Raw genomic sequence first — 15,598 nt, forward strand, 5'->3', positions numbered from 1 at the left:
CGTGCAGCCAGCAAGTGAATCCCCCGACGCGCCCTCCGGTCGCCTCCACCGGGCCCGGGCCCTCTACCGGAACGTCTCCAAACGCAGGACCGCCTGGCTGCTGCTGAAGGACACCGTCAACTCGTGCATGGAGTACCGCATCCTGGGCCTGGCGGCCGAGGCGGCGTTCTTCACGCTGCTGTCGGTGCCCCCGCTGCTGCTCAGCCTGATCGGCCTCCTCGGCTACGTCGACGCCTGGACCGGCGCCGACACCATCCAGAGCGTGCAGCGCAACCTCCTGGAGGCCTCGCGGACGGTGCTGTCCGACCGGGGCGTGAAGGAGATCGCGGAGCCGATCCTGCGGGACGTCACCAAGGGCGGCCGGCCCGACGTGATCTCCCTCGGCTTCCTGATCGCCGTGTGGTCGGGCTCCCGCGCGGTGAACGTCTTCATCGAGACCATCACCGTCATGTACGGCCTCGACGGCGTGCGGGGCATCGTCAAGACCCGGCTGCTGGCCTTCCTGCTGTTCATCGTGGCCCTGCTGATCGGCTCCGTCGCGCTGCCGCTGATGGTGGCGGGACCGGACGCGGTCGTCCGGGTGGTGCCCTGGTCGACGACGCTCGTCCAGGTCCTGTACTGGCCGGTCGTGATCCTGCTCTCCGTCGCCTTCCTGACCACGCTGTACCACGTCTCCGTGCCCGTGCGCTCCCCGTGGATCGAGGACGTGCCCGGCGCGCTGGTCGCCCTCGCCATGTGGGTGCTCGGCAGCTTCCTGCTGCGGCTCTACCTGACCAACACCGTCGAGGGCCCCACCATCTACGGCTCCCTCGCCGCCCCCGTCGCCGTCCTGCTGTGGATCGGCGTGTCCGCGTTCGCCGTGCTCGTCGGCGCCGCGGTCAACGCGGCCATCGACCGGGTCTGGCCGGCCGCCGCGACGGCCGCGGCCCGCGAGGCCAACGAGCGGCTGCGGCAGGCGCAGGTCGCCGAGTACGTCGCCCGCACCGCCGCGGCCGGCGAGGCCGACCCCGACATGCCCTCCGAGTTCCCCGAACGCTGGTCCCGCTTCCTGCCGCCGGAGGACGTCACGGCCCGGCTGCGCACACATGTGAAGTCCACCCACCAGAGGCACGGCGAGGGCCCGTCGCACGAGGAGAAGTGAGCCGTTTCCCGCCCCCGCCCGGCTCGTCCCAGCCCCTCCGGCGTTCGAGGAGCGGGGTCCGGGGCGGAGCCCCGGGTCCGGGACGGGAAGGGGCGGAGGGGGCGAACCGACCCAGGCTCACGCCTTCCAGACGCCGGCCGCCGCCTCCTCCGCCACGAAGTCGGCGAAGTCCCGCGGCTCCCGTCCCAGCACCCGCCGCACCCCGTCCTCCAGCCGCGCGTTGCGGCCGTCGAGCAGCGTCTCGAACACCTCCGTGAGGAACGCGGCCTCCTCCTGCGGCACCCCGAAGCCGACCAGCGCCTCGCCGTAGTCCCGCGCCGGCACCGCCCGGTACGTCAGCGGCCGCCCCGTCGCCGCCGCGATCTCCGCGACCGCCTCGCCCCAGGTCAGCAGCCGGGGCCCGGTGAGGGACAGCGTCCGCCCCGCGTACCGCTCCCCGTCCGCCACCGCGGCCACCACCACCTCCGCGACGTCCCGCACGTCCACGAACGGCTCCGCCACCCCGCCCGCCGGAAACACCAGCTCCCCGCGCCGCACCTCCTCCACCAGCGGCCCCTCGCTGAAGTTCTGCGCGAACCACGCGGCCCGTACGACCGTCCAGTCCGCGCCCGACGCCCGCAGCGCCTCCTCGGTGGGCAGGGCCTGGTCCTCGCCCCGCGCGGACAGCAGCACCAGCCGCCGTACGCCCAGCCCGACCGCCGTGCCGGCCAGCGCGCCGACCGCCTCGGCGGTACCGGGCGCGCCGACGTCGGCGGGGTGGACGAGATAGGCCGCGTCCGCGCCCCGCAGGGCGTCCGCCCACGTCGACCGGTCCGCCCAGTCGAACCCGGTCGCCCGCGACGCCGCCCGCACCGTCAGCCCCGCCGCCCCGGCGGCCCGCACCACCCGGCTCCCCGTACGCCCCGTCGCGCCCGTCACCACGATCGTCATGTTCTCGATGTCCCGTGCCATGCCGACGAGTCAACTCCCGTGCCCCCCGCGGAACCATCGCCGAACGGCTCACTCCCATAAGCCCGCGTCTACGCTGACCCCATGGACGCTCTCACCGGCCTGCTCGAGGGCCCGCGCGCCCGGGGCGCGTTCATGATCCGGGCCTGCTTCGACCCGCCGTGGGCGATTCGCGTGGAGGACCGCGCTCCGCTGACGGTGATGCTGCTCGTGCGCGGCGAGGCGTGGATCGTCTCCGACGCCGGGGAGCGGCTGCGCCTGCGCCCCGGCGACCTCGCCATCGCGCGCGGCCCCGACCCGTACCTCTGCGCCGACGACCCGGCCACGCCCCCGCAGGGGCTGATCCTGCCCGGTGGTGAGTGCCACCACCCCGACGGACGCCCCCTCAACGGCGTCATGGACCTCGGCGTCCGCACCTGGGGCGACCGGCCGGACGGCGGGACGGTGATGCTGATCGGCACCTACCGGATGCGGGGCGAGATCGGCGGCCGGCTCCTCGACGCGCTGCCGCCGCTGCTCTCCCTCACCACCGACGTCTGGGACTGCCCGCTCACCCCCTTCCTCATGGACGAGGTCGTGCGCGACGCCCCCGGCCAGGAGGTCGTCCTGGACCGGCTGCTCGACCTGCTGGTCATCGCCGCGCTGCGGGCCTGGTTCGCCCGCCCGGAGGCGGAGCCGCCCGCCTGGTACCGGGCCCGGGCCGACCCGGTCGTGGGCCCGGTCGTCCGCCTGCTCCAGGACGACCCCGCCCACCCGTGGACGGTCGCCGAACTCGCCGCGAAGGCCGGCGTCTCCCGCGCCGCCCTCGCCCGCCGCTTCACCGGACTCGTCGGCGAACCGCCGATGACCTACCTCACCGGCTGGCGCCTCGCCCTCGCCGCGGACCGCCTCCGCGACACCGACGACACCCTCGGCGCGATCGCCCGCCAGGTCGGCTACGGCAGCGCCTTCGCCCTGTCCACGGCCTTCAAGCGGGCGTACGGCGTCAGCCCGCAGGAGTGGCGGAACCGGGCGGCGTAGCCTGGGGGCGTGTACCGGGAGCGGGCGTCACGGCTGACGGGCGCGGTCGTGTGGACCAACAGCCCGTCCACCGGCGGGGAGGGCCGGGTGCTCCCCGACGGCTGCATGGACCTGCTCTGGCACGAGGGGCGCCTGCTGGTCGCCGGCCCCGACACCCGTGCCCACCTCACCGAAGGCCGGCCGAGTGCCTGGGCGGGCGTCCGCTTCCCTCCCGGCACCGCCCCCGTGCTGCTGGGCGTGCCCGCCCACGAACTGCGCGACCGCCGCGTCGCCCTGTCCGATCTGTGGCCGGCGGCCGACGTGCGCCGCGTGACCGCCCGCGTCAACGCGGCGGACGATCCGGCACACGGCCTGGAGGACCTGGCCCTGCGCCGGGCGGCGGAGACACCCCCGCCCGACCCGCTGCCCGGCCTTCTCGTGGCGGCCCTCGACGCGGGCCGCCCGGTCGCCGCGACCGCCGACGAACTGGGCCTGAGCGCCCGCCAGTTGCACCGCCGCTCGCTGGCCGCGTTCGGCTACGGCCCGAAGACCCTGGCCCGTATCCTCCGGATGCGCCGCGCCCTCGCCCTGGCCCGGGCGGGCGTCCCCCTCGCGGAGACGGCCGCCCGGACCGGTTACGCGGACCAGGCCCACCTCTCCCGCGAGATGCGGGACTTGACGGGCCTGCCGCCGGGCGGGCTACTGGCCGCCCACGGCCAGCGGCGCGAACAGGTCCACCCCGTTCCCGTCCGGGTCGAGGAGGACGGCGTACCGCTGTCCCCACACCGCGTCCCACGGCTCGAGCTCGAAACGGCTCCCGGCGTCGACCGTCTCCGCGAAGAGCGTGTCGACCTCCGCGGGGCTGTCGCACCGCAGTGCCAGTGAGGTCCTGCCCCCGCCCGACGGCGGCTCCCATCCCGTGTGGAAGGACCGGACCACCTCCTCCGTGTCCAGCAGCAGCCGCAGCCCGCCCGGCAGCTCGGCCTCCACGTGTCCCTGCTCCTCGGCCCCCTCCGGGAAGGCGAACCCGAGCCGCCGGTAGAAGGCGACGGAGGCGGCCATGTCGGAGACGACCATCCCGATGGCATCGAATCGTGCGCTCATGCGGCCCACCGTAGGGCCGCGCCCCTACGACGGTCTTGAAGGAATCGGACACGCGAGTTCGGACCGGACGAGTTCGAGGAGCCGACCGGTCCAGTTGCGGCCCCTGCCGCGGTCGTCGCCCCAGAAGGCGGAGTCGGAGTCGCCGTAGACGATCGTCGCGTCCCCAGTGCCGAGGAGGACGCGGGCCAGTTCCGGATGCCGGGTGAACTCGGCACGCAGCAGCGCCGTCATGACGGCGGTCCGCCGCCGCTCCCAGTCCTCGCTCCGCTCGGCGTCGGCGGCCAGGTTCCGGGCGCCGAAGGCGCCGTCCGCCATGCGGTAGGTGATCCGGTTGCCGATCATCCGCACATGCTGGAGGACCGCGACGCCCGTCCGGCATCGGGTTTCCGGCGCCCGCCGCATAGGCTCCCGCCCATGGCCGCTCCCGCACTCCTCGTGTACACCCGCACCACCGACTACCGGCACGACTCCATCCCCGCCGGTGTCGCCGCCCTGCGCGCCCTCGGCGACCTCACCGTCGACGCCACCGAGGACCCGGCCGCCTTCGAGGAACCGCTCGACGGCTACGCCGCCGTCGTCTTCCTCTCCACCAGCGGCGAGGTGCTCACCCCGGCCGGGCGGCGGCGGCTCGCCGCGTACGTCGAGGCGGGCGGCGGGTTCGCCGGGGTGCACGCGGCCGCCTGCACGGAGTACGACTGGCCGTACTACGGCGAACTCCTCGGCGCCCGCTTCCAGGGGCACCCGGCCTTCCAGCCGGGCCGCGCCGTGATCGAGGACCACGACCACCCGGCGACCCGGCACCTGCCCGCCGTCTGGGAGGTCACGGACGAGTGGTACGACTTCCGCACCAATCCCCGTGGATCGGTCCGGGTCCTGCTCTCCGCCGACGAGTCGTCGTACGACGGCGGCGGCATGGGCGAGGACCACCCGCTGGCCTGGTGCCGCGAGCAGGGCGCCGGCCGCGTCTTCTACACCGCCCTCGGCCACGCCGCCGAGGCCTACGACGACCCGGCCTTCCGCGCCCACCTGCGCGGCGGGATCACCTGGGCGGCAGCTCCGCGCCCCGTTTCGACGGAGGCCGGGGCGGGCGGGCGGGTCAGTCCGGGCGGCGGGCCGACGTGACCGGGGCGGCTTCCGCCGGGGCCCCGGTGCCGGACGAGGTGATCACCTCGGAGCGGCGGCCGTCCCGGTTCAGGAGGCCGCCCGTGAGGGCGAGGCCGAGACCGGCCACGGCGAGGGCGGCGCCGACCAGGGCGGGGGAGGTCCAGCCCCAGCCCGCCGACAGGGCCAGCCCGCCGAGCCAGGCGCCGCCCGCGTTGGCCAGGTTGAAGGCGGAGTGGTTGGAGGCCGCGGCCATCGTCGGGGCGTCCTTGGCCTTGGCCATGAGCAGCATCTGGACGGGCGTGGTGATGAGGGAGCCCAGCGCGCCGATGAAGGTGATCGTCACCAGGGCGGGCCAGGTGCTGTGGACGGTGAAGGAGAACGTCACCAGCGCCGCCGCGAGCAGGGCGAGCCCCGCGTACAGCGTCGGGCGCAGGGCGCGGTCCGTGAGCGGGCCCGCGACCAGCGTGCCGAGCGTCATGCCGACGCCGTAGAGCGCGAGAACCAGGGTGGTCGAGGACTCGGCGATGCCCGTCACGTTCGTCAGGATGGGCACCAGGTAGCTGTAGACGGCGAAGAAGCCGCCGAATCCCACCACGGCGACGGCCAGGCCGATCGCGACCTGCCGGTTGCCCATCGCCCGCAGCTCGTGCCGGATGCCGGACTGCCCGCCGCGGGGCTGGTGGGGGACGAAGAGGGCCAGCGCGGCGAGGGCGGCGAGGCCGATGACGGCGATCGCGAGGAAGGCGGACCGCCAGCCCAGCTGCTGGCCGAGGGCCGTGCCGGCCGGGACGCCGACGATGTTCGCGACGGTGAGCCCGAGGAACATCTTCGAGACGGCGCGCGCGGCCCGCTCGGGGGCGACCAGCCGGGAGGCGACGACGGCGCCCACGCCGAACAGCGCCCCGTGCGGCAGCCCCGTCAGGAAGCGCGCCCCGAAGAGCGTGCCGTAGCCGGGGGCGAGCGCGGACGCGACGTTGCCGGCCACGAACAGTCCGGTCAGGAGCAGCAGCAGCCGCTTGTGGGGCATGCGCGCCCCGATGCCCGTCAGTACGGGGGCGCCGACGACGACACCGAGCGCGTAGGCCGAGACGAGGTTGCCGGCGTCCGGCACGGAGACGCCGACCCCGTCGGCGATCTGGGGCAGCAGCCCCATCGTGGCGAACTCGGTCGTGCCGAGGCCGAACGCGACGACGGCCAGGGCGAGCAGGGCCAGTGGCATGGTGCGGGGAGACCTTTCGAAGACAGCGGGCCGGATCGGGGGAGGGGGAAGGACCGAGGTCGTCCCCGGCTCTCGTGGCCGGTCGCGCCGAGCACCATTGCCCCGCGCACCCCGGGACAGGGGAAGCCCATAAGGAGCGGAGCAAGAACAGCGGCCCGCGCATTCCAAGATCGAGCCGCATATCGCCGTGAGCTGTGTCACGGCGTACCGGGCGGGGCGCCGCCCTCCGGTTCCGCCTGGTCCTCTCCGGTCCCGCCTGGTCCTCTCCGGTCCCGCCCGGTGCCCTTCGGTCCCCTCCGGTCCCCTCCGGTCCCCTCCGGTCCCCTCCGGTGCCCTTCGGTCCCCTCCGGTCCTGCCCCGTCCCGTCCTGGGAGCCGGGTTCCGCCGTCGGCCGCGCGGCGGGGGCGGCTCGTACCGGAGCGCGGTGCCGTCCGTCAGCCGTGACCGCCCGGACGGGGCCCGGGAGGCGCCGTGCTGGCGCGTTCCACCAGCCGGGTCGACAGTTCCGTGCGGGTGCTCTCCGGGCGGTGGCCGTCCATCATGCGCAGCAGCAGCCGCAGGGCCGTCGCGGCCATCTCGGACAGGGGCTGGCGGACCGTCGTCAGGGCCGGGGTGAGCCAGCGGGCCTCGGGCAGGTCGTCGTAGCCGACCACGCTCATGTCGTCCGGTACGCGCAGACCCCGCTCGGCCAGGACCTCGTAGACCTCCAGCGCCATCCGGTCCGCGCAGACGAAGACGGCCGTGGGCGGCTCGGGCAGGTCGAGGAGTTCGCGCACGTGGCGGCCGGCCGCGTCCTCACCGGAGCCGGCGTGCCGGACGTACTCGGGGCGGTGCCGCACACCCGCCGCGGCGAGGGCCGAGCGGTAGCCGGCGATCCGCGCGTCGGCGCACAGCGTGTGCCGGTGCCCGGCCACGACCGCGATGCGCTCGTGGCCCAGGGCCAGCAGGTGTTCGGTCGCCGTCACCCCGCCCCGCCAGTCCGCCGCCCCGACCGAGACGACACCCGGCGGCGGTTCGAGCACCGGGTCGATCATCACGAACGGGATGCGGTGCTGCTTGAGCCACGCGTACTGCGGGTCGCTCAGCTCCGCCAGGTGGAACAGCACTCCCGACGATCCCCGCAGGACGAGTTTGTCCAGCCAGCCCCGCTCCGGCCGCTCCGCACGGCTCCGCGTCAGGGCCGCCGAGACGACGAGCTCGAGCCCCACGTCGTCCGCCGCCTCCTCCGCGCCGTGCAGTACCGCGCCCGAGCCGGAGGTCTCCAGGGAGTGGACCACGAGGTCCACCAGACGCGGTGCCCTCCCGCCGTCGAACCGGGGTCTCCTGATGTAACCGAGCCGGTCCAGTGCCTCGGTGACGCGGCGGCGGGTCTCGGGCGCCACGTCCTCGCGGCCGTTGACCACCTTGGACGCGGTCGGCACCGACACCCCCGCCTCACGGGCCACCACCGCCAGCGTCGGCCCGGCCGTCACGCCGGCACTCCCCGCACGGACCATCGAGTACCCACCTCTCCCAATAGAAAGCGCTTCCTACTGTAGGTCCGGCACACCGGAGCGGGAAGAACTCTCACGCGTACCCAGGAATACCGAAGGGCGTCGCCGCGCTCTCGTGTCACCGGCGGGTCCGTCCGGTGCGTGAGGCGACGCGGCGCGGTGAAGGGCTGGTGGGTGAATGACGACAGACCGAAGCGACCCCGTGACCAGAACCCCGTACGGAGCCGTGCGCGGCCGCTGGGAGCGGAACGTGGCCGTCTTCCGGGGCATCCCCTACGCGGCACCCCCCTTCGGCCCCCGCCGCTTCCGCCCGCCGGTCCCCCCGGACCGCTGGGACGGCGTACGGGAAGCCGCCGCCTTCGGGCCGACGGCCCCCAAGCCCCCGTACTCGGAGGCCTTCGCGCAGTACCTCTCCGACCCGGTCGTCCCCGGCGACGACTGCCTCAACCTCAACGTCTGGACCCCCGACCCCGCCCCCGGCGCCCGCCTCCCCGTCCTCGTATGGCTTCACGGCGGCGCCCTGACCAGGGGCTCCTCGGCCGTCCCCGTCTACGACGGCCACACCTTCGCCCGCGACGGCGTGGTGTTCGTGTCGGTCAACTACCGCCTCGGCGTCGAGGGTTACGGCCTCTTCCCGGACGCCCCCGCCAATCCCGGCCTGCGCGACCAGCTCGCCGCGCTCCACTGGGTCCACGAGTCGATCGGGGCCTTCGGCGGCGACCCGGACCGCATCACCCTCGGCGGCCAGTCCGCCGGAGCGATCAGCACGGGCGCGCTCGTCGCCGCCCCGCAGACCCGGGGACTGGTCCGCCGGGCCGTCCTGCAGAGCGGCCCGCCCGAGACCACCGACCGCGACAAGGTGCGCCGCATGGTCCGCCGCATGGCGAACCGCCTGAGGATCCCCGCCACCGCCGAGGCCTTCGCCGCCGCCGACCGCGGCCAACTGCTGCGCGTCCAGGCCGACGTCGGCCGACTCGGCAGCCCGATACTCGGCGGCCCCGCCTTCGGCATCGTCACCGACGGCGACCTGGTCCCGCGCGACCCCCTGGAGGCACTCACCGACGGCGCGGCCCCCGGCGTGGAGCTGCTGACCGGCTGGACCCGCGACGAGTACCGCCTCTGGCTCGTCCCCGGCGGCCTGGTGGAACGCGTCGACCGCCTCGGCGCGGTCGCCCTCGCCGGTGCGATGGCCCGCTGCCGCTGCGGCAGCGAGGTCCCGCGCGGCTACCGCACCCTGCGCCCGGACGCCGGCACCGCGGAACTCGTCGGCCAGCTGGTCACCGACCACCTGCTCCGCATCCCCCTGCACCGGCTCGCCGACGGCCGCCGGGACCCCTCGTACGTCTACGAGTTCGCCTGGCCCTCCCAGCGCCCCGGCATGGGCGCCTGCCACGCCCTGGAACTCGGCTTCGTCTTCGACAGCGGCGACGAACCCGCCGCCCGCAAACTCGCGGGCGAGGGCGCACCGCAGGACCTGGCCGACGCGATGCACGGGGCGTGGGTGCGCTTCGTCTCCGACGGCTCACCGGGCTGGGAGCGGTGGAACCCGCACCACCCGGTGCAGGTGTACGGCGACGGCGACCCGCACGTCGAACACGGCCCCCGGGACCGCGAACTCGCCCTGTGGAGCACACCCGCCCCCGACCGCCCCGCACCGGCTTCGCCCCCCGAACTCCGCTCGGTCGTACGCCGCCTGCGCCGCGCGGGCGCACTGCGCCGCGACTGACCCGGGCGTGCGGCCCCGTGGCCGGGGAGGGAGGTGGTTCACTTGCTGCCGTTCCCCGGCCGTCGAGGGTACGGAGCGGTTCCGGGCCCGCCTGCGCCCCGTGCCCTGGCCGGCCAAGGTGACCGCTCACCGTGCGGACCCGAACGCGCCGTACCGAACCGTGTGCCGGAAAGGTGGGTCCCACCTCTCCGGCTCGCGAACGCCCAGCTCAGTCGAGACAGAACTCGTTGCCCTCGATGTCCTGCATGGGGATGCACGCGTCGTTGCCGTCGTACAGCGTCTGCACGTGCACCGCGCCGAGCGGGACCAGTCGTGCGCACTCGGCCTCGAGCGCGGCGAGGCGCTCTTCACCCACGAGTCCGGTGGCGACCCGCACATCGAGATGCAGCCGGTTCTTGGCGGCCTTCCCCTCGGGAACGCGCTGGAAGTACAGCCGCGGGCCCACACCCGTGGGGTCGACGCAGGCGAACCATGCATCCCGCTGTTCAGGGGGCTGCGACTGCTTGAAGTCGTCCCAGGTGGCAAACCCCTCCGGTGGCGGCGGCACGACGTACCCCAACACCTCGCACCAGAAACGAGCGAGGCGCTCAGGCTCGGCGCAGTCGAAGGTGACCTGGAACTTCCTGATCGTCGGCATCGGCGCACCGTACCAAAGAGGGATTCCGCGGCTCCGCCCGTTTTCAAGGGTCGTACGGGAACGCCCCGGGCCGGGCCGACGGCTCCGAACCGGCCCGGCAGGCCCCGCCTACCGGCTCGCGGGCCGCATGTCGCCGTCGTACACGGTGCGGTAGTCCGGGACGACGGTCCGGGAGGCCGGAGAGACCTTCCCGACCTGGGCGAGGAAGGCGTCGAGGTCCATCGCCGGGTCGCGGACCGGGGAACCGCTCAGCGGCAGTTCGAAGTTGTCCCAGTGGACGGGGACGACGACACCGGGGGAGTCCAGGGCGTCCAGCAGCCGGGGCACGTAGCGGTGGGTGGTGCCGGTGACGCCGGGCAGGGCGATCATCGCGAGGTCGGGGCGCAGGCCCCGCACCGCCCGCTCGGAGAAGTCGCTGGCCCCCATGAGGAACGCCGACGGGCCGCGCTCCCCGGCCGTGACCTGGAAGGCCAGGGTGTCGCCCTCGGGCAGGTCGGCGATGGTGCGGGGAACCGTCGCGGGCGGGGCGTTCAGCGTGCCCGGGGCGAAGTACGAGCAGTTCTTGTTGCGGCTGTGCAGGCTGGGTACGACCTCGACGGTGACCGTGCCGATGTCCAGCACCTCGCCGCCCTTCACCACGGAGATCTGCTTCGGGTCGACTCCGAGGGCGGTGAGCAGGTGGTACGTGGTCTCGGTGCCGATGACACGGGCGCCGGTGGTCCTGGCGATGTACGGCACGTCACCGAGGTGGTCCCAGTGGGAGTGGCTCACCAGCACCAGTTCGGGACGGCCGATGTGCGCGTCCACGACGGCGGGGTCCGTCCTCAGTTCGGTCTCCGGGTCGAGACCGCTGCCGAACAGCCCGGTGGGGAAACGGGTGACGTAGGGGTCGAAGAGCACGGTGCTGCCGCCGACGTCGATGCGCCAGCCCGTGGTGCCGAGCCAGCGGAACGACACGGAACGGGCGGCCCGGTCACCGCTTCCGCCGCGGCCGGTGGTCGCGGACGCCGTGGCCGCCGTGGTCGCTGTGGCAGCTGTGGCAGCTGTGGCAGCCGTGGCCGGGATCAGCGGGGACGCCGCACCGAGCGCGGCGCCCCGCAGCACCGTACGGCGGTCGAGCCTGCGGCCGGAGGGGGCGTCTGGTCCGTCCGGGGCGTGTATGTCCTGGGTCATGGCGTCAGCAGATCAAGAGGTGAAGTCCCGTGTCCAAGACCGGAGTCCGGCACTTCCGATACGTGAACGCGTATGTGCCCCGGTCAGCGGCCGTCGCCGCGGAGGAAAGCGGCCGCGATTCCGGCGGCCCGGCCGATCGCCGCGTCCACCGTGGCACGGGACGCGGTCAGATCGTGGGTGCGCGCGAACACGGCGATCGCGTAGCACTCGCCGTCCGGGTAGCGGGCGACGCCCGCCTCCATGTGCAGCCCGGGCAGTGTGCCGGTCTTGGCCGCGACCGCGACGTCGTCCGGGAAACCCGACACCAGCCGGTGACGGAAGACCTGCCTGCCCATCAGATCGCGCACGAGCGCACAGGCCTCCGGCGGCCCGGCGGCATCGGTCCACACGAGCCGGAGCAGCCGGGTGATCTCACGGGGTGTGGAGGCCGTGGTGTGGCGGGGGTCCAGCACCGCCAACCGTCTCTTCCTCTCGTCCGGCAGGGCCGGGTAGCGCACGGCGAACTCCCTCTCGTCGCGTGCCCCGACCTCCGCGAGCATCGACTCCAGCAGGTCCCGCGGGCCGCCCACGATCCGTGTCCGGTCCAGGCCGAGTTCCTTCGCGAGCAGCCTCACCGTGTCCAGGCCGACCCGGTCCAGCAGCAGGTCGGCGGCCGAGTTGTCACTGACCGACATCGCGAAGTAGGCCAGGTCGCGCAACGACAGCTCGACGTCGTCCAGGCAGCCGGCGGTGCCCCAGCCGCCGAGCCGGTCGGCCGAGGTCACCCGCACCCGCTCCCTCGGATCGAGCTGGCCGGCCACGACCTGCCGGGCGAACTCCAGCACCAGCAGCACCTTGAAGATCGAAGCGATGACGACGTCGTCGTCGGCGCCCACGGCGACCTCACGGGCCTCCCGCTCGCCACCGGCCTCCCCGGCGGCCGGCATGCGCGTACGGACGGGAACGGCGTGCAACTGCCCCCTCGCGCCCGCTTCGGCGAAGACCCGCCGGATTCGGTTCTCGGTCGCTGTTCGCGTGCTGGTTTCGGCCGTTGTTCGCGTGCTGATCACTGCATCCTCGGACATGCGTGTTCCCCGTCATCGGGCGGTCGGGCCTCCGGCCGACCGCTCCGTCCCCCTTGCGGCGGCTTCCGCATAGGATCCTTGACCGTGGATCTCTTGCGCCACCTGCGTCTTTTCGTCACCGTAGCCGACGAGCTGCACTTCAGCCGGGCCGCCGAGCGGCTGGGCATGGCCCAGCCGCCGCTCAGCCAGGCGATCCGCCGACTGGAGAAGGAACTCGGAGCCGAACTCTTCGACCGCTCGCAGCGCGCCGTCCGGCTCAGCGCCGCCGGAGCGGCGCTGCTGGAAGAGGCCCATGAACTCCTCGCCCGGGAGAAGAGGCTGCGCACCCTGGCCCGCCGTGCCGCCGACGGCGGCCTCGGCACCCTGCGCGCGGGCGTGCCGCCCGACACCACGGCCGCCGTACTGTCCGCGCTGCTCTCCGCCTGCGCCGAACACGCCCCGGAGCTCTCCGTCGACCTGCAGGAGGTCACCACCGTGGAGCAGCTGCGGCTGCTGGCCTCCGGCGGCCTGGACGTCGGACTCGTGCACCACCCCGTCGACGCCACCGAACTACGGCTCGGCCCCGCCGTCTCACTGGACCTGGGCGTCGTCCTCCCCCGAACCTCCCCCCTGGCCCGGCTGCCGGAAGTGACGCTCGGCGACCTCTCCGGCCACGACCTGGTGCTCTTCCCCCGCGCGCACGCCCCCGGCTGGCACGACCGCATCCTCGACGTGTGCCGTGCCGAAGGCTTCGTCCCCGGCCGCCTCCGCCACGCCTCCAACCCCGAGTTCCTGCTCGCCCTCGTGACGGCGGGGCACGGAGTCGCCTTCGACCAGGGACCGGCGGCCCGCAAGGAACCCCGCGTCGCCTGGTCCCCCCTGGCGGGCCGCCCCCTCACCCTGCGCATCGGCGGCGCCTGGCCCGCCGGCCGCGGAGCCCACCCGGCCGCCCGCCGCTTCGCCGAACTCGCCGCCGAGGTCCTGGCCCGCCACCACACCGCCACCCCACGGCGCGGGAGCACCACGCACCCACCCGACGACACCCCGCGTCCGTGGTCGGTGGTGTACGGCTGAACACCCGCACACCGGCCGGTGCCCTACAGCTCGGACTCACCCCACGAGGTGACGTGCACGGTGTCCCCGACGGACAGCCTGCCGGTGCGGACGACGGCGTACTTGGTCCCGTAGGCGACGCCGCCCTCGGTGGCGCGTCGGTAGTCGGCAAGGGTACGGAGCGGCTCCGGGCCGGCCCGCCGCCCCGTGCCCTGGTCGACCAGGGGGACCGCGCAGCGGATGGCGAGCTTGGCGTAGCCGAGTTCGGTGTCGCCGATGCGGAGGCGGTGGGCGCGGTCCTCGGTGTGCGGTTCGTCCCAGCCGTCGATCACGATGTTGGGCCGGAAGCGGTTCATCGGCAGGGGCGGGAGGCCGCGTCCGGCCAGTTCGCGGTCGAGCAGGCCGAGGGTGGCGCGGGAGAGGACGTGCAGGGCGCAGCTGTCGGCGTAGGCGGAGGTGCCGGGGGTCCGGCCGTCGGTCACCCGGTCGTGCTCCGGCGGTACGCGCACGAGCCGGCTCGGCGCGCGGAGCACCTCCGAGAACCAGTCGGCTGCCGCGTCACCCTGGTCGATGCCCTGGTGGACCGCCCCGAACAGGTCCACCTTCCGCCGGGCCCCGGCCGTGTCCACACGGAGCTCCAGCGCCTCGACGCCCGGTGCGTGCAGCGCGATCCGCTCGCCCCCGTCACCGACCGCGGGCCGGACCAGGGCGAGCCGGGGATCCCGGCGCTGGGTCCGCCCCACCCCCTCCTCGCCGACGACCATGAACGTGCGGTCGTGCGCGAGCCCGGCGGGGGTGAGCAGCGCCTCGCCCACCGATGTCCCGGCGCAGCCCTTGATCGGGTAGTACGTCAGCTCGACAACGCTGGCCATGGTGGCGTTTCCGTTCTGTTCCGTTGCTTCGCCGACTGCATCAGCAGGAGCCATGCTCAAGACCTGTGGATCGAGATCGGGGAGCACGCGAAGGGCGTACCTTCCCGAGTGATCGACTGGTGGTCATCGAGCAGGTCGGCGTTCGCAGCGCTGATCGGGAAGGCACGCTCGTGCTCAGCGTAGTAAACGACGACGACACCACGCCGAACGGCTCCCTGATCGACGAGACCGTCCGGGTCGGCGCTCGCTTCGAAGGCGGTCAGCTCGTCGAACGTCCCGAGCTCAGCGCGGCGTGAGTACTCCGACCGGCGTATGACTGTTCCTGACTCCAGGGTCTGACTCCGTTTTGGGCGCATGCACCCAAAGGTGCATGTACTCCCACTTTGGGGACGGATGTGTCCGCGCGAGGGTGCGTGACAGCCTCCGGGATGTCACAACCGGTCCACGAAAAGGGAGTCGGCCTCATGACCAGCAGTGCGTTGCCACCTACCCCTACACGTCCTGTGACCACTGCACCTGTCCCGCCATGGGCCCGGCGCGCAGCGGCGTCAGGAACGAGCGGCCCACGCGGGGGGAAGGTCAGAAGCTCCAGCTGTAGAGGCCGCCACCCGTATTCACCGCAGACGCTGCGAGGCGGGCAACGCCCTGCAAGACCGCAAGGAGGTCATCGTCGGTCATATCGTCGCCGTCCTCGGACCGGAGCCGCGTAGTCCAGCGCCCTGCGAGCTCCTCGAGTTCGGCGGGACTCGCTTTGCCGAGCGCTCGGGTCAGCCGCTTCGGCAGAGCGAACACCTCGACGCCATCGTTCAAGGGGGCGGTGACCCACTCCGGCCACGGCCGCCACGCATGGAGCTGCTCAAGCGGCGGGATCTCGGCCGAAGGCGCCTCGAAGTACATGTCCCACTCGGCGATGGCGCTGTCCGGCTCAATAAAACGGCAGGTCACAGACTCAAAGCTCTCGCCAGGTCCCTGCAGGCGCGTCAAGGCGGCCGTCTCGTCGTCAGGGGCGAGGAAGAACACTACGTCGTGGGCCATTCGAGCATGATGGCAGCCCGCGGCAGACGAGGGCGCTGCGTGGTCGGTCTC

15 protein-coding genes and 2 pseudogenes are annotated in these 15,598 nt (G+C 73.7%); 7 read left to right on the forward strand and 10 right to left on the reverse strand.

Going from position 1 to position 15,598, the window contains the following annotated elements; genetic code table 11:
* The first annotated feature begins 1 nt into the window (after position 1).
* Entirely contained in the window at positions 2-1,141 is a 1,140-nt protein-coding gene (locus AB0A94_RS21495) for a YihY/virulence factor BrkB family protein (protein WP_361746523.1), read from the forward strand.
* Positions 1,142-1,258: 117 nt separating this feature from the next.
* Here the strand turns inward: AB0A94_RS21495 and AB0A94_RS21500 are convergent, their stop codons facing one another.
* On the reverse strand, positions 1,259-2,092 hold the full coding sequence (locus tag AB0A94_RS21500) for an NmrA family NAD(P)-binding protein (RefSeq protein ID WP_361746524.1): 834 nt from the start codon (positions 2,090-2,092) through the stop codon (positions 1,259-1,261).
* 81 nt (positions 2,093-2,173) lie between these two features.
* On the opposite strand from AB0A94_RS21500, the gene AB0A94_RS21505 reads away from it, so the two are divergent.
* Positions 2,174-3,109: an AraC family transcriptional regulator gene (locus AB0A94_RS21505; RefSeq protein WP_361746526.1), complete on the forward strand. Its 936-nt coding sequence runs from the start codon at positions 2,174-2,176 to the stop codon at positions 3,107-3,109.
* 9 nt (positions 3,110-3,118) lie between these two features.
* Positions 3,119-3,793, forward strand: a pseudogene (locus AB0A94_RS21510) (helix-turn-helix transcriptional regulator); the annotation flags it as partial.
* Here AB0A94_RS21510 and AB0A94_RS21515 read toward each other — a convergent pair.
* Both AB0A94_RS21515 and AB0A94_RS21520 read right to left on the reverse strand, forming a co-directional pair.
* The gene (locus AB0A94_RS21515; protein ID WP_361746528.1) at positions 3,788-4,192 is read right to left on the reverse strand and encodes a VOC family protein; all 405 of its coding nucleotides are present in this window, start codon (positions 4,190-4,192) and stop codon (positions 3,788-3,790) included. The pseudogene AB0A94_RS21510 and the gene AB0A94_RS21515 overlap by 6 nt on opposite strands.
* A 24-nt stretch (positions 4,193-4,216) precedes the next feature.
* Positions 4,217-4,504: pseudogene (locus tag AB0A94_RS21520) on the reverse strand (NADAR family protein); the annotation flags it as partial.
* 102 nt (positions 4,505-4,606) lie between these two features.
* On the opposite strand from AB0A94_RS21520, the gene AB0A94_RS21525 reads away from it, so the two are divergent.
* On the forward strand, positions 4,607-5,314 hold the full coding sequence (locus AB0A94_RS21525) for a ThuA domain-containing protein (RefSeq protein WP_361746530.1): 708 nt from the start codon (positions 4,607-4,609) through the stop codon (positions 5,312-5,314).
* Here the strand turns inward: AB0A94_RS21525 and AB0A94_RS21530 are convergent.
* Positions 5,289-6,515 carry an MFS transporter gene (locus AB0A94_RS21530; protein WP_361746532.1) on the reverse strand — a complete coding sequence of 409 codons (1,227 nt, stop codon included), beginning with the start codon at positions 6,513-6,515 and terminating at the stop codon, positions 5,289-5,291. The two genes, AB0A94_RS21525 and AB0A94_RS21530, sit on opposite strands and share 26 nt — an antisense overlap.
* Before the next feature lie 434 nt (positions 6,516-6,949).
* Complete coding sequence (locus tag AB0A94_RS21535) at positions 6,950-8,011, reverse strand: substrate-binding domain-containing protein (protein ID WP_361746534.1); 1,062 nt, start codon at positions 8,009-8,011, stop codon at positions 6,950-6,952.
* A 175-nt stretch (positions 8,012-8,186) separates the two neighbouring features.
* On the opposite strand from AB0A94_RS21535, the gene AB0A94_RS21540 reads away from it, so the two are divergent.
* Positions 8,187-9,734 (forward strand): carboxylesterase family protein, encoded by a 1,548-nt coding sequence (locus AB0A94_RS21540; protein ID WP_361746536.1) that lies wholly within the window; start codon positions 8,187-8,189, stop codon positions 9,732-9,734.
* A 208-nt stretch (positions 9,735-9,942) separates the two neighbouring features.
* Here the strand turns inward: AB0A94_RS21540 and AB0A94_RS21545 are convergent, their stop codons facing one another.
* The 3 genes from AB0A94_RS21545 to AB0A94_RS21555 all read right to left on the reverse strand — a co-directional run bounded on the left by AB0A94_RS21545 (position 9,943) and on the right by AB0A94_RS21555 (position 12,470).
* Positions 9,943-10,371: a VOC family protein gene (locus tag AB0A94_RS21545; RefSeq protein ID WP_361746538.1), complete on the reverse strand. Its 429-nt coding sequence runs from the start codon at positions 10,369-10,371 to the stop codon at positions 9,943-9,945.
* A 108-nt stretch (positions 10,372-10,479) separates the two neighbouring features.
* Positions 10,480-11,544: an MBL fold metallo-hydrolase gene (locus AB0A94_RS21550; RefSeq protein ID WP_361746540.1), complete on the reverse strand. Its 1,065-nt coding sequence runs from the start codon at positions 11,542-11,544 to the stop codon at positions 10,480-10,482.
* Positions 11,545-11,627: 83 nt separating this feature from the next.
* Complete coding sequence (locus tag AB0A94_RS21555; RefSeq protein WP_361746542.1) at positions 11,628-12,470, reverse strand: serine hydrolase; 843 nt, start codon at positions 12,468-12,470, stop codon at positions 11,628-11,630.
* A 222-nt stretch (positions 12,471-12,692) separates the two neighbouring features.
* Here AB0A94_RS21555 and AB0A94_RS21560 point away from each other — a divergent pair, with 222 nt between their 5' ends.
* On the forward strand, positions 12,693-13,661 hold the full coding sequence (locus AB0A94_RS21560; RefSeq protein ID WP_361746544.1) for a LysR family transcriptional regulator: 969 nt from the start codon (positions 12,693-12,695) through the stop codon (positions 13,659-13,661).
* A gap of 23 nt (positions 13,662-13,684) precedes the next feature.
* Here AB0A94_RS21560 and AB0A94_RS21565 read toward each other — a convergent pair whose 3' ends face one another.
* Entirely contained in the window at positions 13,685-14,512 is an 828-nt protein-coding gene (locus AB0A94_RS21565) for an MOSC N-terminal beta barrel domain-containing protein (RefSeq protein WP_361746546.1), read from the reverse strand.
* 119 nt (positions 14,513-14,631) lie between these two features.
* Between AB0A94_RS21565 and AB0A94_RS21570 the strand changes: the two genes are divergently transcribed.
* On the forward strand, positions 14,632-14,808 hold the full coding sequence (locus AB0A94_RS21570) for a hypothetical protein (protein ID WP_361746548.1): 177 nt from the start codon (positions 14,632-14,634) through the stop codon (positions 14,806-14,808).
* A 283-nt stretch (positions 14,809-15,091) separates the two neighbouring features.
* Here AB0A94_RS21570 and AB0A94_RS21575 read toward each other — a convergent pair whose 3' ends face one another.
* Positions 15,092-15,547: a hypothetical protein gene (locus AB0A94_RS21575; protein ID WP_361746551.1), complete on the reverse strand. Its 456-nt coding sequence runs from the start codon at positions 15,545-15,547 to the stop codon at positions 15,092-15,094.
* Positions 15,548-15,598: the final 51 nt, after the last annotated feature.

The organism is Streptomyces sp. NPDC044984, from assembly GCF_040646935.1.
Classification (GTDB): domain Bacteria; phylum Actinomycetota; class Actinomycetes; order Streptomycetales; family Streptomycetaceae; genus Streptomyces.